The organism is Bacillus sp. SH5-2 (assembly GCF_008368905.1).
GTDB classification, from domain to species: Bacteria; Bacillota; Bacilli; order Bacillales; family Bacillaceae_G; genus Bacillus_A; species Bacillus_A luti.
Window position 1 is genome coordinate 62,277 of record NZ_QOSD01000007.1, and the last position, 22,024, is coordinate 84,300.

At 37.6% G+C, this 22,024-nt stretch carries 20 protein-coding genes and 2 other annotated features; of the genes, 7 read left to right on the forward strand and 13 right to left on the reverse strand.

Annotation, left to right across the window (positions count from 1 at the left end):
• Positions 1-124 precede the first annotated feature (124 nt).
• The 5 genes from odhB to DN410_RS06685 all read left to right on the forward strand — a co-directional run bounded on the left by odhB (position 125) and on the right by DN410_RS06685 (position 7,615).
• Positions 125-1,384, forward strand: a complete 1,260-nt coding sequence (odhB, locus tag DN410_RS06665; RefSeq protein ID WP_000569899.1) for a 2-oxoglutarate dehydrogenase complex dihydrolipoyllysine-residue succinyltransferase — start codon at positions 125-127, stop codon at positions 1,382-1,384.
• 125 nt (positions 1,385-1,509) lie between these two features.
• Positions 1,510-3,429, forward strand: coding sequence for a putative thiazole-containing bacteriocin maturation protein (locus DN410_RS06670; RefSeq protein ID WP_149175899.1), 1,920 nt, complete (start codon positions 1,510-1,512; stop codon positions 3,427-3,429).
• Positions 3,426-5,375 carry a TOMM precursor leader peptide-binding protein gene (locus DN410_RS06675; RefSeq protein ID WP_149175900.1) on the forward strand — a complete coding sequence of 650 codons (1,950 nt, stop codon included), beginning with the start codon at positions 3,426-3,428 and terminating at the stop codon, positions 5,373-5,375. The genes DN410_RS06670 and DN410_RS06675 overlap by 4 nt, the downstream gene beginning before the upstream one ends.
• Positions 5,376-5,390: 15 nt before the next feature.
• Positions 5,391-6,932 carry a SagB family peptide dehydrogenase gene (locus tag DN410_RS06680; protein ID WP_149175901.1) on the forward strand — a complete coding sequence of 514 codons (1,542 nt, stop codon included), beginning with the start codon at positions 5,391-5,393 and terminating at the stop codon, positions 6,930-6,932.
• A gap of 92 nt (positions 6,933-7,024) precedes the next feature.
• Positions 7,025-7,615: a class I SAM-dependent methyltransferase gene (locus DN410_RS06685; RefSeq protein WP_149175902.1), complete on the forward strand. Its 591-nt coding sequence runs from the start codon at positions 7,025-7,027 to the stop codon at positions 7,613-7,615.
• Positions 7,616-7,644: 29 nt separating this feature from the next.
• On the opposite strand, the gene DN410_RS06690 is transcribed toward DN410_RS06685, so the two are convergent.
• Together DN410_RS06690 and DN410_RS06695 are read right to left on the reverse strand one after the other, a co-directional pair.
• Positions 7,645-8,055, reverse strand: coding sequence for a DUF3908 family protein (locus DN410_RS06690; protein ID WP_149175903.1), 411 nt, complete (start codon positions 8,053-8,055; stop codon positions 7,645-7,647).
• A gap of 158 nt (positions 8,056-8,213) precedes the next feature.
• On the reverse strand, positions 8,214-9,548 hold the full coding sequence (locus tag DN410_RS06695) for an FAD-dependent oxidoreductase (RefSeq protein ID WP_149175904.1): 1,335 nt from the start codon (positions 9,546-9,548) through the stop codon (positions 8,214-8,216).
• A gap of 198 nt (positions 9,549-9,746) precedes the next feature.
• Between DN410_RS06695 and DN410_RS06700 the strand changes: the two genes are divergently transcribed.
• The gene (locus DN410_RS06700; protein WP_149175905.1) at positions 9,747-10,175 is read left to right on the forward strand and encodes a hypothetical protein; all 429 of its coding nucleotides are present in this window, start codon (positions 9,747-9,749) and stop codon (positions 10,173-10,175) included.
• Positions 10,176-10,252: 77 nt separating this feature from the next.
• Here the strand turns inward: DN410_RS06700 and DN410_RS06705 are convergent, their stop codons facing one another.
• On the reverse strand, positions 10,253-11,038 hold the full coding sequence (locus DN410_RS06705; protein WP_149175906.1) for a zinc ribbon domain-containing protein: 786 nt from the start codon (positions 11,036-11,038) through the stop codon (positions 10,253-10,255).
• Positions 11,039-11,238: 200 nt separating this feature from the next.
• Between DN410_RS06705 and DN410_RS06710 the strand changes: the two genes are divergently transcribed.
• On the forward strand, positions 11,239-12,072 hold the full coding sequence (locus tag DN410_RS06710) for a hypothetical protein (protein ID WP_149175907.1): 834 nt from the start codon (positions 11,239-11,241) through the stop codon (positions 12,070-12,072).
• A gap of 14 nt (positions 12,073-12,086) precedes the next feature.
• Here the strand turns inward: DN410_RS06710 and DN410_RS06715 are convergent, their stop codons facing one another.
• The 10 genes from DN410_RS06715 to trpE form a co-directional block, all read right to left on the reverse strand.
• Entirely contained in the window at positions 12,087-12,770 is a 684-nt protein-coding gene (locus DN410_RS06715) for a DUF2278 family protein (RefSeq protein ID WP_149175908.1), read from the reverse strand.
• A 91-nt stretch (positions 12,771-12,861) separates the two neighbouring features.
• The gene (locus DN410_RS06720; RefSeq protein WP_149175909.1) at positions 12,862-14,361 is read right to left on the reverse strand and encodes an L-lactate permease; all 1,500 of its coding nucleotides are present in this window, start codon (positions 14,359-14,361) and stop codon (positions 12,862-12,864) included.
• A 115-nt stretch (positions 14,362-14,476) separates the two neighbouring features.
• Positions 14,477-14,836, reverse strand: a complete 360-nt coding sequence (locus tag DN410_RS06725; RefSeq protein WP_149175910.1) for a DUF4029 domain-containing protein — start codon at positions 14,834-14,836, stop codon at positions 14,477-14,479.
• Positions 14,837-14,910: 74 nt separating this feature from the next.
• Positions 14,911-15,687, reverse strand: a complete 777-nt coding sequence (gene trpA, locus DN410_RS06730; protein ID WP_149175911.1) for a tryptophan synthase subunit alpha — start codon at positions 15,685-15,687, stop codon at positions 14,911-14,913.
• Positions 15,688-15,690: 3 nt separating this feature from the next.
• Positions 15,691-16,884, reverse strand: a complete 1,194-nt coding sequence (trpB, locus tag DN410_RS06735) for a tryptophan synthase subunit beta (RefSeq protein WP_149175912.1) — start codon at positions 16,882-16,884, stop codon at positions 15,691-15,693.
• On the reverse strand, positions 16,881-17,495 hold the full coding sequence (locus tag DN410_RS06740; RefSeq protein ID WP_149175913.1) for a phosphoribosylanthranilate isomerase: 615 nt from the start codon (positions 17,493-17,495) through the stop codon (positions 16,881-16,883). Before DN410_RS06740 ends, trpB begins: the two co-directional genes overlap by 4 nt.
• Positions 17,492-18,253, reverse strand: coding sequence for an indole-3-glycerol phosphate synthase TrpC (trpC, locus tag DN410_RS06745; RefSeq protein ID WP_149175914.1), 762 nt, complete (start codon positions 18,251-18,253; stop codon positions 17,492-17,494). Before trpC ends, DN410_RS06740 begins: the two co-directional genes overlap by 4 nt.
• Position 18,254: 1 nt before the next feature.
• Complete coding sequence (trpD, locus tag DN410_RS06750) at positions 18,255-19,280, reverse strand: anthranilate phosphoribosyltransferase (RefSeq protein ID WP_149175915.1); 1,026 nt, start codon at positions 19,278-19,280, stop codon at positions 18,255-18,257.
• Positions 19,277-19,864 carry an aminodeoxychorismate/anthranilate synthase component II gene (locus DN410_RS06755; protein WP_149175916.1) on the reverse strand — a complete coding sequence of 196 codons (588 nt, stop codon included), beginning with the start codon at positions 19,862-19,864 and terminating at the stop codon, positions 19,277-19,279. The genes trpD and DN410_RS06755 overlap by 4 nt, the downstream gene beginning before the upstream one ends.
• A complete protein-coding gene (trpE, locus tag DN410_RS06760) occupies positions 19,861-21,279 on the reverse strand; it encodes an anthranilate synthase component I (RefSeq protein ID WP_149175917.1) in 1,419 nt (472 codons plus the stop codon). Before trpE ends, DN410_RS06755 begins: the two co-directional genes overlap by 4 nt.
• A gap of 52 nt (positions 21,280-21,331) precedes the next feature.
• Positions 21,332-21,576 (reverse strand) — a binding site (T-box leader).
• 42 nt (positions 21,577-21,618) lie between these two features.
• Positions 21,619-21,856: a binding site (T-box leader), on the reverse strand.
• Positions 21,857-22,024: the final 168 nt, after the last annotated feature.

The window sequence follows — 22,024 nt, forward strand, 5'->3', positions numbered from 1 at the left end:
GAATGAAGGTTTCTAGCTTGCCTTGGGCAGGATATCTGCCCAAGGTCAGGCTAACAAATGGAGATTACCGAAGTTAAAAGAAGAAAAAACACACCGTTAGGCAAATAAGGGGAGGACATTTAAAATGATCGAAATTAAAGTACCTGAGCTTGCAGAATCTATTACTGAAGGAACTATCTCACAATGGCTTATCAACGTGGGCGACAAAGTTGAGAAAGGTGGCAGCGTTGTTGAGCTTGAAACTGATAAAGTCAATGTAGAAATCATTGCAGAAGATTCAGGTATTGTATCGAAGTTACTAGGCGAACCTGGGGATACAGTTGAAGTTGGCGCAACTATCGCAATTTTAGATGCAAACGGCGCACCAGTTGCAGTAAGTACACCTGCACCGGCTGCTGAGCAACCAAAACAAGAAACAGCTGAAGCACCGAAAGCAGCAGCTCCAAGTGCTGAACAAACTACGACTCTACAAGGTTTACCAAATACAAACCGCCCTATCGCATCACCAGCTGCTAGAAAAATGGCTCGTGAATTAGGAATTGACTTAAACGACGTACGTAGCACAGATCCACTTGGACGTGTGAGACCACACGATGTACAAGCTCATGCTGCAGCACCAAAAGAAGCACCAGCTGCTCCAAAGAGTCCAGCTCCTGCTCCAGCTGTAAAAACTGAATTCGAAAAACCAGTTGAGCGCGTGAAAATGTCCCGCCGCCGTCAAACAATTGCAAAACGTCTTGTAGAAGTTCAACAAACATCTGCAATGTTAACAACATTTAACGAAGTTGATATGAGTGCAATCATGGAATTACGTAAAGAACGCAAAGATGCTTTCGAGAAAAAACATGATGTACGTCTTGGTTTCATGTCATTCTTCACAAAAGCAGTTGTTGCAGCATTAAAACAATTCCCATTATTAAATGCTGAAATTCAAGGTGACGAGCTTATCATTAAAAAATTCTATGATATCGGTATTGCAGTAGCAGCTCCAGATGGATTAGTTGTTCCAGTTGTACGCGATGCTAACCAATTAAACTTCGCTGAAATCGAAAGCGAAATTCGTAATTTAGGTATGAAAGCACGCGATAACAAACTTTCATTAAAAGAACTACAAGGTGGTACATTTACAATTACAAACGGTGGTGTATTCGGTTCTCTAATGTCAACACCAATCCTAAACAGCCCACAAGTAGGTATTTTAGGAATGCATAAAATTCAAGTACGTCCAGTTGCAATCGATAACGAGCGTATGGAAAACCGTCCAATGATGTACATCGCTTTATCTTACGATCACCGTATTGTTGATGGTAAAGAAGCCGTTAGCTTCCTTGTTGCTGTTAAAGATATGCTTGAAGATCCAAAATCATTATTATTAGAAGGTTGATAGACTAATAGTCTATTCAAGGCTGTAGAATGAATCATTCTACAGCCTTTTTTTATTGCGTTCATACGGGACAAATCACATGACATACGTTAATAATGTATGCCTAAAACGTAAGGAGGATTAAAATGAATAACCTTCCAGCTCATGCAAAACTTAAAGCAAATAAGGATACTTTCTTTCTTCCCGACTCAAACGGGGGTGTCTATTTTCGAAATAATGCCAGTTCATTCCGCATGGACGGTGATGGGATTTATAACTGGATTGAAAAATTAATGCCTATGTTTAATGGTACTTATTCTTTAGCAGAAATAACAGACGGACTCCCTCTCCCTTATCAAAATCGTGTATTTGAAATCGGAGAAATTTTATATGAAAATGGTTTCGTTCGTGATGTAAGTCAAGATGCGCCTCATAAATTAAACAGCTCATTACTCGATAGATACGCTTCGCAAATTGAATTTCTAGAAGCTGATTCTCATTCAGGTGCTTTAAAATTCGAAACGTACCGCGCTGCGAATGTCCTTATAGTTGGTTCAGGATATATGCTTACTTCCTTAGTTTCTTCTTTACTTGAATCTGGTTTACCTACATTTCATTACCTCGTTACAGATCGTGCTGAAACAAATTATGCCCGAATTCAGGAGCTAATAGAACGTGCACATGAAGTTGATGACAATGTACTTATTCAAGAAATAGATACGACGATTGATCGTCCCCTGCATGAAGTATTCGAACCTTTCGACTGGATTTTGTACGTTTCTCAAGATGGAGATATTGAAGGCTTAAGAGCAGTTCACACTATTTGTAGAGAACTAGGAAAAAGCTTCATACCAGCTATTTGTTTAGCAAATTTCGGTTTAGCCGGCCCTGTCGTAACGGCAAATCATGAAGAATGCTGGGAATCCGCATGGCATCGGCTACATGAAACGACTTTGCAAAATGAAAATTCACCAGATTCCTTCTCTTCTATTACATCTGCAATGTTAGCAAATATAATTGTTTTTGAATTATTTAAACATGTCGCTAATGATTCTTACCGAGAAAAGGAACCACAATTCTTTTTATTAAACTATGAAACACTCGAAGGAACATGGCATCCTTTTATAAAACACCCTCTTGCTACTGATGAAAGCTTTACAATCGATACGATAGAAAATCTTTCCGAAAAACTTGAGCATCGGTCCAACCAACATACTTCAACTGAATTGTTCCGTTTTTTCGATTCATTAACTTCTAAAGAAGCTGGTATATTCCACGTTTGGGATGAACAAGATTTATATCAATTACCGTTATCACAATGCAATATTCAAGTAGCTACTCCACTATCAGATGGCCCGACTTCCCTCCTGCCCCTTATGACTTGCGGCGGATTGACCCATAATGAAGCACGCCGTGAAGCTGGTTTAACAGGAATTGAAACATATGTAGCAGAAATTATTCATCGCCTTATTCCTGAACATAACTATATCGGTATCGGCGCTGGGGAAACGATGACAGAAGGTGTATACCGGGCACTACAACAACATGTAAACAATAAACTGTATGAACGACAGTCACATATGCTAGAAGAAGTTACAACGATCGACGTAACAGAAATTCATGATAAACATTGTAGGTTTTATTACGATTCCCTTTCTACAACCCACGAAACACCTATAATAGCAATGGGTGAAGAGATTCTAAGTTTTCCAGTCGTTTGGGTCGGTATAAATGATAGATGGTATGGCGCATCGAATATTAATATGACGTTAGCGTTACGAAGCGCACTACAACTATCGCTTCTTCATATTCAAAATGAAGAAACTCCTTCCCGAGCTAATATTTTGCCGGACTCATCTATTGTTTTATATGACACCGATTCTTTTAGAGTGGAAATACAAGCGGAAGAAGAACTTCCAGGCGTACAATCTTTACAGCTCGCCTTACAACATTTAGAAAAACATAATTTTTATCCATTCGTATTTGATTTAGCGATTGAATCATTTTTGAAAGAAAACCTAGACGGTGTGTACGGGGTATTAATTGCAAAGGAGGACGGTCTATGACTCAAAATATATTACTTATAGGAGATGGCCTTCTTGCAGACTATGTACATGATCAATTGTGCGAACAATACTCCATCATTCGCCAACATACTATTACAGAAGAACTCCCTGAAAATGTCCAACTCGCTCTCGTATTACACGACGGCTCTCCTTCTACTATTCATCATGATGCTGAGCCAATTTTTCGGTCAAATCATATTCCATGGCTACGTGGGTTTACTTCATTTGGTGAAGGTATTATCGGTCCTTACATTCATCCTCTTGCAGCTGGATGTACCAATTGTGCTGATGGAAGACGCTTTATTGCTGGATTTGACCAGAAAGAAATGTGGGAATTACAGCGGAAATATGCGCTAAAAGCGGATAATGTGACGAGACGTGATGTACGTGCTACCCAAAATGGAATTCTGCAAATGTGCCAACTCATTCATGCTGAAGCGGAAAAAATATTAGCTAACGGACATTCTTCTTTAGAAAATGAACTCATTTTACTAAACTTACAAACATTGCAATGTACACGACATTCTTTTCTTCCTGATCCTCTCTGCCCCATGTGTAGTAATTTACCTGATGATACGGCGGATGCGGCAGAGATTTCTTTACAACCGAGCTTAAAAACAAGTAATGAAACATATCGATGCCGTTCCATACATGAGCTAAACACATTTTTAACGAGAGATTATTTAGATTACCGAGTTGGTATGTTGAACGGAAAAATGCAGCATTCTTTATTACCATTTGCTGACGTTATTATAAACATGCCTTTAATGTTTGGAAATGAAGGTGTTGCAGGTCGAACTCATTCATTTGCAATGAGTGAAGCAACTGCTATTTTAGAAGGTTTAGAAAGATATTGTGGTATGTCACCTCGAGGGAAAAAGACAAATGTACACGGTAGTTTTCATGATGTAGAGGATCACGCACTGAATCCCCTCTCACTCGGTGTACACACAAATGAACATTATAATCGTGATGGTTTTCCATTTAAACCATTTGATCCTGACTATGAACAAAACTGGGTATGGGGATATTCATTGTCACAAAACCGGTCAATTTTAATTCCAGAATCAATCGCTTATTATAGCCTTGGTCATCGAGACGCCTTCGTGTATGAAACATCAAATGGATGTGCAATTGGTGGTAGTTTAGAAGAAGCAATTTTTCACGGCATTTTAGAAATTGTAGAGCGTGACGCCTTCCTGCTCACTTGGTATGCTGAATTACCTCTTCCCCGCCTTGATCTTAGTTCAGCAAATGATACAGAATTACAATTAATGATCCAGCGGTTACACACGATTACTGGATATGAACTACATGCTTTTAATGCGACGATGGAACACGGCATCCCGAGCTTATGGGTAATTGCGAAAAATACGCGTGCAAATGGGATGAATGTTGTCTGTGCGGGAGGCTCTCATTTAGACCCAGTCCGCGCTCTAAAAAGTGCCATTCACGAAATAGCAGGTATGTTACTTATAACAGATGATGAACTTGAGCAGAAAAGAGAGTACTACGAGAACTGCTTACAAGATCCTTATCTCGTTAATAAAATGGAAGACCATAGTATGCTGTACGGATTGAAAGAAGCGGAAGAACGTCTTCACTTTCTTTTACGTGAAGATGCTCCCGTCCAAACGTTCCAAGAAATGAATACATTGCAATCATTTCACATGGATTTAACGTCCGATCTTCATCAACTTTTAAATCGTTTACATCAATCTGAGCTCGAAGTAATCGTTGTAGATCAGACCGTTCCCCTTATAGAAAAGAACGGATTACACTGTGTAAAAGTCATTATTCCAGGCATGCTACCAATGACATTCGGTCACCATCTCACCCGGGTTACAGGACTGGATCGAGTGTATACTGTACCGATGACACTTGGATATACAGATGAACCTTTAACGAATGAAAAATTAAATCCACATCCACATCCGTTTCCATAGTAAAGGAGGGATTTCATGCAGCTAAATACTTTTTTGCATCATCTCCATTTCTCTATTGATGAAATTATGCCGAATCATGAGGTGGACTGGAAAGACGCACCACTTCCGTATAAATTGTACCGAAATTTACCTGTTATCCCTCTCTCCTTAGAAATCCCGTTATCTTTGCCGAATTCTTCTACTACACCTACTTTAGATGAGATTGGTCACTACCTTTTGTATTCATTTGGTTTAACCGAATTATGTCAGCTAAATAGCGGAAGAAATTTATTACGAAGATCTATTCCTTCAGGCGGCGCTTTATATCCGAATGAATTGTATATATATTTAAAGATTGACGATTATCCAGACGGTATTTACCATTATGACGCCGCACATCACCGACTTATCTTACTTCGTGAAGGAAATTTCGATTCTTATCTTACAGACGCACTCGGCAATCGCTGTAACTTACACTCTTGTTTTGGTGCTGCATTTGTATCTACTATGTTTTGGAAAAACTTCTTTAAATACAATAATTTTTCCTATCGTCTTCAAGGATTAGATAGTGGTGTTCTCATTGGACAATTACTCGAATGTGCCAAACCGTTCGGTTATGCAAATGGAGTATACTTCCAATTTTTAGACCGTGCAATGAATCATTTACTTGGATTATCTGAAGGTGAAGAAAGTGTGTATGCAGTTATTCCTTTAAGTACAAAGCAAAATACAGCTTGGTTTTACAATGATCCTCGTGAACATAAAACCGTTACTTCCCATGACCTATTGCAGCAAATTCCGCCGCTAACACATGAACATTTCATTCGCTCAAAGCATGTTGATGAATATCCGATGATAACAAAATTAAATGAAGTCTCTATGATCGAATCGACAGAACACTTCCAAACATTCGCTCATGAAGAATACTATCAACATAGCGCTCACGCCATACAACTACCAAAAGTAGAACGGTTATCGTATGATTTCTTACACCTTTGCAAAAAACGATATTCCCCTGATGCTGACTTTACTTTAACAAAATGGGATGCAGCCGGGCTCGCTACTTTACTACAAGAAGCGAGCCTCTCCTTCCCTTATTACAACGACCTTGATGGTAAGTATGTAAATGAAAATGCACGCGTCTCATTATATGGATGTTTGTATAACGTAAAAGATATAGAAAACGGGGCTTACGCTTATAACAGTAAAACGCATTCCATACAACCTATTCGATATGGAGACCTTCGTTATCCCCTTCAATCTAGTATGACGATGGATAATGTAAACCTTTTTCAAGTACCACTTTGCTTACATGTAGTCGGAAAGAAAGATTACTATACAAATGCATTAGGATATAGAGGATACCGTATTCACCAAATGGAAGCTGGTATCCTCGTTCATAAACTCGTTTTTGCTGCGACCGCTATGGGAATGGGCGGGCATCCGTTGCTTAGCTTTGATACAAATTCATGCGATCAATTGTACGGGATAGATGCTGGAAATGAAACGTCTCTCATTCAAATTCCTGTTGGGGCGTATCGGGCGCGGGATTGGTTAAAAGGGGCTTTGCATAATTAGAAGCACGCCGGTAGACGGCGTGCTTTTTTTAAAGGACTTAATTTATAAAAAGCGAAATGAGTATATATTCTTACATAAAAGGAGAGTTTAACTTGAGCATTTTACAACGATTAATTCAGCAAGCAAAAAAACCTCGCGGGACAATTGGTTCTTCCATGCTTTGTATTATGAACGCTGCACATACGAGACTAACAAATTGTGGATTACAAAAAATACATATACGTAAAGATGCAATTACTTTAGATATTGGTTGTGGCGGCGGCAAAACAATACATACTCTTTCAAAACGAATTCCATTTGGAAAAATATATGGAATTGATTATTCAGATCAAGCTGTTGAAAACTCAAAGAAAGCCAATATACAGGACGTAAAAAAAGGAAAAGTAATCATTCATCAGGCAAGTGTCTCCTCTATTCCTTACAATACAAACTTCTTCGATCTCATAACCGCTTTTCAAACACACTACTTTTGGCCCGATGTGGAACAAGATATAAAAGAAGTATTTCGCGTCTTACAACCGAATGGATCTTTTTTATTAGTAGCTGAAACTTTCAAAATTCAATATCATATGGAGAAATGTAAAACGAATGAAGAATTAATAAACCTATTTTATAAAACAGGATTTACAAGTGTGAAATGCTATGAAGAAAGAGGTTGTCTTTGTGTAATAGGAATTAAGTAAAAAGCAGACCCTTTGAGGTCTGCTTTTTACTAGATTAATTTAAAGATACTCTTAATTTGTCTTGCAAATAGCCAGTTTTTCGTACCGTAGTTATCATTTAAGCTATCTAAATTAATAGATTGTCCGTTAGCAAACTTTAATTCTAACGTTGTATTTTTATCGTTTGTTTTTAAATTGCTATGTGTAATGGCATCATACTTTAATTTTTCAATTTCAATATATTCTTCTTTCTCTTGTCCGATCACGACATGGTCTTGGAAGAAGAACAATACTTCTACTTTCTTACCGAAACAAAATACATTTTTCGCATAGATTAACGTCGCGTTATCAAGTCCGACACATACTTCTTTCATCTCTTCCACAACGTGTCCAAAGTCTTCTTCTTGTCTTGCGTTTGATTCCGCAATCCATTCTTCGATTGTTTTCATGTTAATTGCCATACTGCGCCCCCTGGTTCGTTCATTGCTTTGTTTTAAAATAAATACTATATGAAAATATAAGCGATACGTACTATGTTTTCAAGGGTGAACGGTATATTCAAAATAAAGTGAAACTTCAATTACTCCCCCTTCACAAAAAAATAGCACTTTAAAAAGTGCTATTCTGCTCTCCTTGCCGCTTGTTGAATCGGATCCCAAACGCTGTTATATGGTGGTGCGTAACTTAAGTCGACATCTTCTAAATCGTGAATACTCATTTTATTGAAAAGTGCCATTGCAATCACATCAATCCGTTTATCTACGCCTTCTTCTCCAATTACTTGCCCACCTAATAATTGTTTCGTATCAGAGCGATATAGTAATTTCAAGTGAAGTGATTTGGCACTTGGATAATAGCCTGCCATATTTGTGGAATCTACTTTGACCGTCTTATATGGGATGTTTAGCCCTTTCGCTTCTTTTTCATTTAATCCCGTTCTCGCGAGCGTCAAATCCATAAATTTAATAATGCCTGTACCTAACGTACCTTTAAATGCTCTTCGCTTATCAACCATATTGAGTCCAGCAAGTCGCCCTTGTTTATTCGCAGTTGTTCCGAGCGGGATATGATCATGAATTTCCTTTATAACGTGGTAATGTGTTGCACAATCACCAGCTGCATATACGTCTTTTACATTCGTTTGCATATATGCATTTACCTCGATTGCCCCTTTATAATTTGTACGTATATTCGTTCCTTCAAGAAAATCACTATTCGGTTTCACTCCGACAGATACTAAAACAAGATCCGCTTTATACGTACCTTTATCCGTTTCAATTTGTTCTACTCGCTCTTTTCCGATAAACGATTTTACATTTTCATTCGTTAAAATTTCAATATGATGTTTATCCGCTTCTTTATGTATATATTCCGCCATATCTGCATCATAAATCGTACCGATATGATCATTTCTCTCAATCATTCTTACTTTCTTACCAAGTTCTACAAATGTTTCTGCCATCTCAAGTCCAATGGCACCGCCGCCAATAATCGTTACATCCTCAATTTTATTCGTTTCTAGCGTTTTTAATATACGCTCAGCATCCGGAATTGTTTTTAAAAGATGGACGCCTTGTAACTCTCGTCCTTCCCACTCTGGCATAACAGGGCGCACGCCAGTTGCAATTAATAAGCGATCGTACGGAAATTCAAACATATCTTTCGTTTTCGTATGCTCTGCGTACACAATTTTCTTTTCTGTATCTACTTTTGTAACTTCATGACGCACTTTCGCATCAATTCCATATTTATCACGAAATGTCTTCACATTGCGCGCGATTAATTTTTCAGTTGAAGCGATAGCACCGCTAATTACATAAGGTAAACCGCACTGAGCATATGAATAGATTTCACCTTTTTCTAACGTCACAACATTTGCAGTTTCATCGTTTCTAACAATTTGCATTGCTGCGCTCATACCAGCTGCATCTCCGCCAATAATGACATAGTTCACTTTACCACTCCTTCTATTTTCCATATTCTTTACGATTTCCATATTTTATAGAAATACACCTATCCCCATTGTAAAGAAAGATTATTTCATCTACAAATTTGGTGCACAAACCTATACGTGAATAGGTAACCGTCGTGTCTTATAAACAACATGTTTAATATGCTATAACAGTTACTATTGAAAGTAGGTGAAACATACATGTGCGCCGGCCTTCTCGCCCAGCTTCCAGAGGAACCGAAAGAACCGAAAGCCGCCTTGCCACTTGACCAAGAATTTTCCATTAACGCGACCCTTTATAGTGCTCGTGCTTGGTTATCTAATGATGAGACTTTCGCACAAACGATTTGGAAAGGCTCTCACTTCGCTTCAGCCTCACACGCTGGCAAGTCCATCTTACCAATTGGAACTGTTAAAATTTTGAACTTATCTGATGATACAATAACAGTTACTGCATCATCAGAATCAGACGATACACTCAAAATAGTCGTCCCACCTCATTCTGAAGGTGTTTTAACATCTAGTGCTTTATCTGATGTGCAAGCCAGTACATCAGGAGGAGCAAGTAAAGTCACATTCCTCTTTCACATCTTCTTCTCTAGGGATCCTGGTCCAGATAAAAAACCATAAAAAAGGTACAGTTATATACACTGTACCTTTTTCACGTACTCTATTCTCTTAATTTAATTCGTTCAACAACCTTTTCCTTAGAATTCCGTAAATCCTCCAGTAATCGTTTGGATTATCGTACTAATGTAAGACCAAAGTACAATACATGTTACGATTCCGATTAAAATATTTGCGATAAGAAGAGTGTAAACAAGATCTAATCCACCGCTATCTAGTTTTAATATAGCTACGATGATACTAATTAACATATACGTTATAGCCAGCACTAATAATATTGGCAAGAAAAAGATTAGTAGGAAACTAAACAGAAAAGAAAGAACTAATATAGCAATAGCTGGAGTCGCTATCGTTCCCCATATACCAAATGCTTCAAGAAAAGAAAAAGAAGATTTCATCATCTTACCACTTACAAAAATAATAAATCCGACAAATAAAGTTAAAATTAATAAAAATAAAAAGACCGTTACAGAGTCCCAAAAGAAATTAGGAGTCGTTATATCTGGTGCAAATGTCCTCGTAACAGCAGCTGCTGTGCTCATCACTCTATAAAAAATACATGCTCCTAAAAAACAAATAAGAACAAGACTTACAATTCCATTTCCTACTTCAATCTTGCCGCTTTTCATAATCGCTGTCGGTGCTTTTAAAGCATGTTTAAAAAACTGAAAATAGCCGCTCGCAAATCGTTTCGTTTGCTTTACCGTTTCATTTGGCCGAGTTTCCTTTACTTGTGCTATGCGTGCTTGTTGCTCTCCTTCTTCCCGTACACCACTTACTACTAATTCTTCCGTTAACGAATGTCCACAATTCCCGCAAAACTTTGCCTCTGCTGTATTTTCCGTATGACATGCCGGACATTTCATTCTCTTATCCCTCCTTAAGCATATAGCTGATAGGGTGTTACAAATTCAATATATGAATTTGCACATAAAACATGACTACAAGAAAAGGATTATGAAATCCTCTTTTAAAAGAAAATATATGTGCTAGCAATCTAGAAAAATAATGCTATTATGAAACAGAGCAATTAAAGTGAACCTTTAAACAGATTGGATGAAAGACAATGGAATTTGTAAACTCTATTTTTCAAATACTCCTTACAAGTGTGATCCAACTATTTTCTTTAATTGGAGTCATCATTGTAATCGGATTTCTATTAGGTTATTTAGAATCACTAACAAGAATGTATTGGGCGAGAGCTTTCGGAAGAAAAGGATTCCTTTTAACAGCGTGGATTGGTGTTCCCATTCATGAACTTGGACATGCCATTATGTGCGTACTATTCCGTCATAAAATTGTAGCAACGCAGTTCTTCCCAACAGATACAAGCCAAGGTGCTTTAGGCTATGTACAACATCAATACAATCAAAAAAGTGTATATCAACGAATCGGGAATTTCTTTATCGGCATCGGGCCTATTATTTCAGGTATTACTGCATTAATCCTTTTAATGCGCTATTTCGTACCCGAATCTTATTCTTTATTTAATACGACTCTCGAAACAACTGTTGCCTCTACTTCTATTAATTTAGAAATGGTTCAGAACATGCTCTTGTCAACGTTCGTATTATTGAAAAGCTTATTTACAATAAGTAATTTATTGAATCCTTCCTTTTGGTTATTTTTATTTATCGCCATTTGCATTTCTGCTCATATCGCTTTAAGTAAACCAGACATTAAAGGATCAATAGACGGTGTTATCGTCATGTTTATCGTATTATTTTTATTCAATATAATAGCCGGACTTTTTCAGTACGACAGTAATCAGCTAATTGGACAGGTTATGAAATATAATATGTATCTCATTGCATTTTCTAGTGTGGCACTGCTATTCTCTTGTATTTCTACACTTGTTAGTTTTGGATTTTATAAAATAAGAGGAGGGCGTTCGTTTTGAACACCCTCTTCTTATTAATTACTTCTCTTATAATCACAATACTCAACCGGAACACGAGCATGTCCCTCTTCATCGGTACACCATGACTGTGACTGGAATGCAAGGAAGATACCAATCCATTCTTCTTCTTTTTCAAAGTGAATGAGTATTCCTCCGTCTTGCCATATACCATTATCACCTTTCCATTTCTCTACATTCCCTTGGTTCATATGAATATCGTGTATCCCGTTCCCTGGTTCGAAATGAAAGTAAGAATCGGGTGTATTTTCTTCTGGTCCCCATCTTTCGCCAAACGCGTAAATAATTGCTTTTTCTTCTATCGCTCGTTTTATATAACGCTCTATTTTTTCATTTAAATCATTATCAACTCCTGCTTTTTCAGCAGGTAAAGGGATCATTTGCTTCGAATCAAATACATTACCTCTTACGTAGTCTAAAGCTACTTTCGGTTCATTGTTTTTTATTTCTGTAAAACCAAATGGTAATGTCGGTAAAATATGAATCGCCTCTGACCGAATATTGTCGCTCGCAAAATATAAAACTTCTGACGGATAACTTTGCGACTTTACGTTAATTGCAATACGATAATCTACTTCTGCTTCGCCTTGTAAATGAACTTGATAATGAGGAGTTTTCCCTTTTCCAATCTTAGATTGTATAACGGTACCTTTTAACACGCCGTAGTTTTTTAGGGGCATACATTTCATCTCCTATTCATTTAGTAGAAGCTTTTCATACTTTAGGCATTATCCATATAAAAAGAAAATCCTCCTTTCTCAGGAGGATTTCTTATTTTCTCAACATATACCACATAACAACCTCTACCACTACAAGCAACACCGCACCAGAAATCATTAACGTCGTCTTCTTTAATAGTTCATTTTCACGATATGGTATGTTACATAAATACGCACCTAGTGTAATCCGTGACGGACAAGCGATTGTCGCTACTGATGATGCGGTGTTTTGCAATGTTGTGACGTATTGCCACGGGAGTGCTACGTTTTGCGCCGTTTGCATTTGTAGTTTTATGAACATCGCATTTGATCCTGCATTACTACCTGTTAAAAAGCCACCGATTCCACCGATGAACGGAGCAACGAAAACGAAAAATGTTCCAAATGTTTCACCAGCTGTTTTTGCAAGTAATGAATGCATGCCAGATGCACCCATTAGTTCTGAAATGGCGATAAACATTGTCGTCGTAATCGCAAATGGAATCCATTGTTTTATCGTTTGCGAGAGTGATTGTTTAATAATGTTTGATGGAATACGAAAGAAAATAATTGTAAATAAACAAGTCATACCGAGCCAAAATCCTGGTGAATATAATAACTCTAGTTTGTAAGAGTATGATTTTAAATCAAGGATTGCATATGACCTGAATACATCATGCAATGCTGGTACGAGGCGAGAAAGTAAAATACAAACGGTTAAGAATATATAAGGGCTAATAATTTTTATAATAGATACTTCTCTTTCCGTTGCCGCAGCATGTTCTGTCATTAATTTTTGCCCACTTTTTCCTTTTAATTTAATGATAAGAAAGCCAAATGTAATGGTAACGATAGAACTTAATATACCCGCTAGTTCAACACTTACGTATGCATTAGACAGATAGATTCCGAGAGAAAATAATAGAAAAAAACCAAGTCCTTCCTTCCACTTTTCAATAACGGCCTGCCAGCCACCAACCACATGTAAAGAAAGAATGATAAAATAAGCAAACATCGGGATACTTAGTAGTGCCGTATTTGTGCCAAGTGTTGTAAGCGGCATATTGATAAGTTGCGATCCTATAATCGTACCAGTTGCCATTGCCCCCCATGAACTAGCTAGTAAACCAATAAATGAAAGTAGTACAGCTTGAAACGGCTTATAGCCTAATGAAAGAAAGATAGGTGCTGCAACCATAAAGCCGATTCCGAATCCACTTACTGATTCAATTAGTGGACAAATACCAAAACACATAAGAAGCATTTGTAATAAACGATCATGCGTAACTTCTTCTAGAAAACGTGCTACTTGGTCGAAGTACCCCATTTTGTTCATGAGGTGAAATAAAAAAATACCGAAAAATAAAACGTACCCGACAATAAAACAAATTAACCACCCTTTAATCGTCGCGTGCACAGTTTCACTTATTCCTAACCGAAATGTTGGCGAGAGTAAAACGATTCCAACAGACACAACGTAAGCAATTAAAGAAGACCTTAATGACGTTTGTTTAAATAAAAATAAACAAATGAAAATCATCATAATTGGGATAAGTGCCAACAATATGGCCATGTTATCATCTCATTTCGTTTAAAATACAATTTTTAACTATTATATAACAGATGTGATTTTTTTCAATTGTTTTTAAAACAGATATAAAAAAGGAGCCAAACGGCACCTTTTTCATTCACTCCCATTTTCTTTTATCCTGAAAAACCGTCTGCTGCCTAATTATTTTGTCTAGCACAACAAACACAATATAAGCACATATTACTTGCAATACAATATTCCCAAGTTTTATTAATTCAAATGAATAGATCCACCGGAATAATTCATTTAATAATACAATCGAAACGATACTAAATAGTTCTATACTAATCGAAAATATACATACTTCTAAAATAGATTGCTCTTGAATTCTGTTTAAATTGGAAAAGATGAATACATATCCTAAAAATAGAGCCATCAACTCTATTTTTGTCATGCTAATGAGCCAAGCGTATAGTGGTACAGTTAGAAGTAGATATAATAGTTTCCGTCTTAGCATGCTTTCTCACCCTCTAAATTATATGTATTTTCTGTATATTTTAACATTTATTACGTAAAACAAAAAGAAGAGACTTACGCCTCTTCTTTTTGTTTTGTTGCCTGTATTAATTCACATATTTCTTCTCGTTTTTCATTTTCTAACAGCTCAATAACTTTACTTCCAACGACAACTCCGTCACATATTGTAATCATTTCTTCTACATGTTCCTTTGTTGAAATACCGAACCCTGCCACTACCGGTAAATGCGTATGTGATTTTACTTTTTCTAAGTAACTATGAATCTCGTCTTTAAAATTTTGACGTGCTCCTGTTACGCCCGCTACTGTAACGGCGTAGACAAATCCTTCTGATTCACTCGTGATTTTTTCAATTCGCTCAATTGGGCTCGTAACGGTAACGAGTGGGATTAAAGCGATATTTTTCGTGCGGAGAAGCGGTGCAATAATGTCTTGTTCTTCATACGGTAAATCGGGAACGATAATACCGTCTACACCTGCTTCTATACAGTTCTCAATAAATTTTTCTTTTCCGAATGCAAGTACTGGATTTAAATATGTCATAAGCACAAACGGAATTTGCACTTCTTTCCTTACCTCTATTAATGCTTGAAAAATACCTTTTAATGTTATACCGCTATCTAATGCTCTTTTTCCTGCTCTTTGAATCGTTGGGCCATCTGCGACTGGATCTGAAAACGGGATGCCAATTTCAACGATACTTGCCCCTGCTTCATCTAGAAAACGAATTCTTTCTTTTAATTTTTCAAGGCCACCATCTCCGCCCATTACGTACGGAATAAATGCTTTCTTACCATTTTCAAATGCTGCTTTAATTTTTTCTACTCCCATCTTTTACACCTCTTCCATATAACGTTTTATACTCTCTACATCTTTATCACCACGGCCAGATAAACAAATGACAAGCCCTTCGTCTTTCTTCATTTGCGGCGCTAATTTTAATGCGTATGCGACAGCATGTGAGCTTTCTAATGCCGGGATAATCCCTTCTTTTTTCGTTAATAATTGAAATGCTTCTAACGCTTCATCATCAGTAATTGAATGATAAGAAACGCGGCCAATATCTTTTAGCAAGCTATGTTCTGGCCCAACGCCAGGATAATCAAGTCCTGCTGAAATAGAGTGTGCTTCTTGAATTTGGCCTTCTTCATTTTGCAGAAGGTACATCATCGATCCGTGTAAAACACCGACGCTTCCTTTCGTTAATGTCGCTGCATGTTTCTCTGTATGAACGCCTTTTCCAGCTGCTTCTACGCCGTAAAGAGCAACATCTTCATCGTGTACGAACGGATAAAACATGCCCATCGCATTACTACCACCGCCAATGCAAGCAACTACTGCTTCTGGTAACTTCCCTTCTAACGCTTCATATTGTTTTTTCGTTTCTTTCCCAATTACACTTTGGAAATCACGAACAATTTGAGGGAATGGATGCGGTCCAAGAACGGATCCCATAATGTAGTGCGTATCATGCACATGTGAAACCCAGTAGCGAAGCGCCTCATTCACCGCATCTTTTAAAGTGCCGCTACCTGCCGCTACGCTTTCTACTTTCGCTCCGAGTAATTCCATTCGGAACACGTTTAATTTTTGACGTCTCACATCTTCTTCTCCCATAAAGATGACGCATTCTAATCCGAGAAGGGCACATACAGTAGCTGTTGCAACACCGTGTTGTCCAGCCCCTGTTTCAGCGACAACTTTCTTCTTGCCCATTCGTACTGCAAGAAGCGCCTGACCGATTGTATTGTTAATTTTATGGGCTCCTGTATGGTTCAAATCTTCACGTTTTAAATAAATCTTTGCCCCGTCGCAATACTTCGTCATATTTTCAGCGAAATAAAGCGGTGTTTCTCTTCCGACATACGTTTTTAAATAATGGTTTAATTCCTTTTGAAACTCTTCATCTTCCATTGCCTCTTTATACGCTTCTTCTAGTTCTAATACAGATTGCATTAACGTTTCTGGAACGTATCGTCCTCCGTATATACCGTAGTGACCTTTTTCATCTGGATATGCGTAGTTCATTTGGAACACTCCTTCGCTTTTTTAATAAATTGTTTTATTTTCTCTACATCTTTCTTTCCTTCTGTCTCTACTCCGCTACTTACATCAACCATGTACGGCTGAATAGTTCGAATCGCTTCTTCTATATTAAGAGCGTTTAATCCACCAGCTAATATCATTTTCTCTCGCAACTCTTTTGGCATATGAGTAAGTATTTCCCATGCAAATGTCTTTCCATTTCCTCCGTGAAACTTTTCTTTTGGACTATCAAACAATATATACTCCGCTTCATATGTTTGAGCGTTTTTCATATCACTCTCTGAAGTTACTCCTAGCGCTTTTATAGACGGAATATTCAATCTTTCGATTTGATACTTATCTTCATCTCCATGTAATTGCACATGCGTTAACCCGCACTCATCTGCAACTTTATGAATTACTTCTACTGATTCATTTACGAAAACACCGACCTTTAAAATATGTTCCGGAATTGCATCAATAATTTCTTTCGCTCTCTCTGGAGTAATTTTCCGTTTACTTTCTGCAAAAACAAATCCAAGCGCATCTGCTCCGTATTCGCAAGCTATTTGGGCTGTTTCAACTTCAGTAATACCACAAATTTTCACTTTCATATGTTCACCTTACAATCTTCAAAAAAGGTACGAATAGAAGATGATGTCATAAGCGCTTCTCCAACTAATACACCTTTTGCACCAGCTCGTTTGACCCTGATGATATCCTCTTTTGAATGAATACCACTTTCACTAATCCAAAATAGTTTTTCTTCATTCAGTCGTTTTCCAAGCTTTTCTGTTTGGCTTAAATCGACTTCGAATGTTTTTAAATTACGGTTGTTAATACCGATAACGTGCGGATTTAATTGGATTGCAATTTCTAATTCCTGTTCATCATGAACTTCAACGATCGCTTCTAATCCTTTTTCTAGTACGTAGCTATACAGCTCTTTTAATTTCTCTTTCGTTAAAGCTGCTACGATTAGTAAAATAATATCTGCTCCCGCTTCATACGCCCTATCAATTTGAATCTTATCAATTATGAAATCTTTGCATAAAAGCGGAATGTTACTTTCTTCTCTTGCCGTTTGTAAATCATGAAAAGATCCTTTAAAAAATTGACCGTCTGTTAAAATAGAAACTGCTCCTGCGCCGCATTCTTCGTATGTTTTCACTTGTTTTCGTACATCAACGTGTAAATTGATATCTCCTTTTGATGGTGATGCTCGCTTTACTTCGGCAATGACAGTAAACTGCTGTAGCGCTTCTACAAGTGAATGTGTCTTTCTACCTTCTTTTATTGGTGTATATGTTTCATATAATGCCGCAACTTCCTTTTTCTTTTGGTCTACAATTTTGTCTAAAATCGTCCCCATTTTAATTCACCCTTTCTAATTTTTCGTTGCTTGCTACAATTAATACGTTTAGTTTGGCTAATGCTTTTCCAGAGTCAATGCTATGCGTTGCTAGTTTAATTCCTTCTTCAATCGTTTCTACTTTCCCATTTGCGAAAAGAGCAAGACCTGCATTTAATAAAACGGTATCGCGATAAACACTATTTTCCCCGCTCAATACTCCAAGCGTAATCTTTGCATTTTCTTTTGAATTCCCGCCCCTAATTTCTTCATTTTTCACTTTTGAGAAACCGTATTTCTCAGGCACAATACTCATTTCTACTATCTCATTATTTTTTAAAACGACGACATGATTTTCTCCCTGTAATGACGCTTCATCTAAAAAGCCACTTCCATTTACAACAAGCGCTTGTTTCCGTCCTAGTTTTTGTAACACTTGCGCAACTGGTAATAACATATCTCGTTTATAAATGCCGACAAATTGCGTTTCTAAATTCACCGGATTTGTTAAAGGACCAATTAAGTTAAAGATCGTCGGTACATTTAATTCTTTTCTTATCTTCATAATGCGCCTTAGTGCTGGATGCATCGCCGGTGCAAATAAGAAGGCAATTCCTACATTCTCTAATAAGTAATCAATCTCACCCGGCGTACAACTAATATTTACACCAAGTTCTTCTAATAAATCAGCACTGCCTGTTTTACTAGAAACAGCACGATTACCATGTTTTGCAACCTTTACGCCAGCTCCTGCCAGTACGAATGCCGATGTTGTACTTATATTAAACGTTTGAGCACCGTCACCACCCGTCCCGCAATTGTCCATCGCGCCTTGTATATGATTTGAAAACGGTAATGCCTTTTCACGAAGAGCACGAACGAGACCGTATATTTCATCTGCAGTTTCACCTTTTGCTTTCAGTAATACTAGGAAAGCTGCAATTTCACTTTCTAATAGGTTTTCACTTAATAAAAGAAGTCCCGCCTTATACATTTCCTCTTCTGTTAAATGTTGTCCCTCCATTAATTTGCGAAGATAGTTATTCATACTCTTTCCTCCTCTTTCACTTCGCCTAAAAAGGCACGTATTAACTTTCCGCCTTCTTCTGTCGCGATTGATTCCGGATGAAACTGTAATCCGAAGAGCGGATAATAATTGTGACGAACTGCCATAATTTCTTCATCGTCCATCGCTGTCGCTAGTATGTCAAAACACTCTGGCAAGCTCGTTTGTGCTGCAACAAGAGAATGGTAGCGCATCGCTGTTAGCGGCTGTGTCACATACGAAAAAATTGACGTTCCGTTATGTTTCACACGTGATGTTTTTCCGTGTTTAATGCGCTCTGCTCTTACAATATCTCCTCCAAATGCGGATATGATTGCTTGATGCCCAAGGCAAATGCCTAATATGGGAACGTTCTTATAAAAATGACGAATCACTTCGATACAAATGCCAGCATCTTCTGGTTTTCCAGGTCCTGGTGAAAGTACAATTCCTTTTGGATTCATCGCTTCTAATTGGTCTATCGTTATTTGATCATTTCTTACGACGACAATATCTTCTTCGTATTCACCTAGCAGTTGATACAAGTTGTATGTGAATGAATCGTAATTATCAATCAGTACAATCATTTCATTACCTCCAAAAGTGCTCTCGCTTTATTTAATGTTTCTTCATATTCAGCTACTGGATCTGAATCGTACACAATGCCTGCTCCTGCCTGAACGTACGCTTTTTCATCTTTTACAACCATCGTTCGAATTGCAAGTGCCATATCAAGGCTTCCTGAGAATGAAATATATCCAACTGCTCCGGCATATACATTTCTTTTTTCATGCTCTAATGTATTGATAATTTCCATCGCTCTAATTTTCGGAGCGCCTGAAACTGTCCCCGCTGGTAAGCAATACGCTAATGCATCAAATCCACTCATTTGTTTTCGCAATGTTCCGTAAACTTCAGATACAATGTGCATAACATGAGAGTATTTTTCTACTTTCATATATTTATCTATCGTAACTGAGCCGATTTCACTTACTCTGCCAATATCATTTCGCCCAAGATCCACGAGCATCATATGCTCTGCTCGCTCTTTCTCATTTCCTAACAGTTCTTTTTCGATTTCCTCATCTTCCTTCTTCGTTTTCCCCCTCGGTCTCGTACCCGCAATCGGGTTCGTCATCACTTTATCGTCTCTTACTGATAGCAAACTTTCTGGCGAAGAACCGAGTACAACATAATCTTGAAAATCGATATAAAACATATATGGTGATGGATTGGCAATTCGAAGTTTTCGATATAACGCAAATGGATCACCAATACATTCACTTTGCAAGCGCTGAGATAATACGACTTGGAATATGTCCCCGGCTCGAATGTATTCTTTCGCCGTTTCTACCATCTCACAAAATTCTTTTTCCGTTATAGAAGATGTGAATGATAACGTTGATCGTATTTCGTTTCCTTCCGCTTCTTCTCCCTTAAGCACTTCCTCTTTATACACTTGCAATCTTTCATATACTTCTTCATAATCTGCTGAATCATCTTCCCTGCATACGTATACAAACGACAACTTTTGGCGTAAGTGATCGTAAACGATAAACTCACGATATAATAAAAGATGTAATTCTGGAATATTCAATGGATCTTGTAAATCTGCTCCAATGTTTTCATACTGCCGAATAACATCATAGCCAATATAACCAACTGCTCCTCCGCAAAACGGGAATGGACTGCCTACTTGCGTTGGTGCAATTACTTCTTCTAACACTTGCAACACGTTACCTTGCAGCTTTTCTACCCGGCCGTAAATCGTTCGTTCCACTTCTGTACCCACGCTTTTCACTTCACCATACGGATTACAACCTAAGTAAGAATAGCGTCCTTTATCTTGATGAAGTTGTGAGCTTTCTAATAAAAATTTCTTCTTACCTTTCATACGTCTATATAAAGAAATTGGCGTAATGCTATCTCCTTCTTCTTCAACAATTACTAAAAATGGTTTTCTTTGTTCTTTTTGCTTCATAAATTCTTCTTTCGTCATCATGTCCTTCACCTCGCCCCGAAAAATAAAAAAGTCCTCTACATATCGAAAATATGTAGAGGACGATAAATATACCGCGGTACCACCTCATGTTGGATGCAAAAGCATCCCGCTTTATTCAGGTACAAAATTTATACCTTATCCTTGTAACGGCGGAACCCGGGTTGCCTACTGAAAATAATTGTTCAGCATACCTCTCGTAAGCCCATTCCGTATATGGCATCGCACCGGGCTCCCACCTATCCCCAGCTCTCTGAAACGTCTCCAATATACGTACTCTTCTTACTTAAACGATTTCATTTATTTAATTTTTTGTATACAAAAAGGGAGTACTCATCCTATAAAAAGGACGGGTACTCCCGTGGTGCCACCTTAATTCGTTACGAATGTAACGCACTTTACCGTATCAAAAACAATACGTGTCTCTTGTATCGATGAGATCATGTCGCCAAAGCCTACTTCTTTCGTTTCGGTTTGGAAGCTCCGAAGCCCATTCCACATCAATTCCATACTGATTCGCACCAACCATCAGCTCTCTGACATGTTCATCATGTGTACTCTTCTTCATCAACGCTTGCATTTTTTTAAGTTGCACTCATTATAGACCTGACTTTTTTCACAAGTCAATACTTTTTTAAAAAATTTATTTTTCTTTCCTTTCAATATTATATTGACAAAACAAGCTCTTTTTATGTAAATATAATAAATACTCTATTAAAAATAAGGTTTTTTGTATGAATATTATATA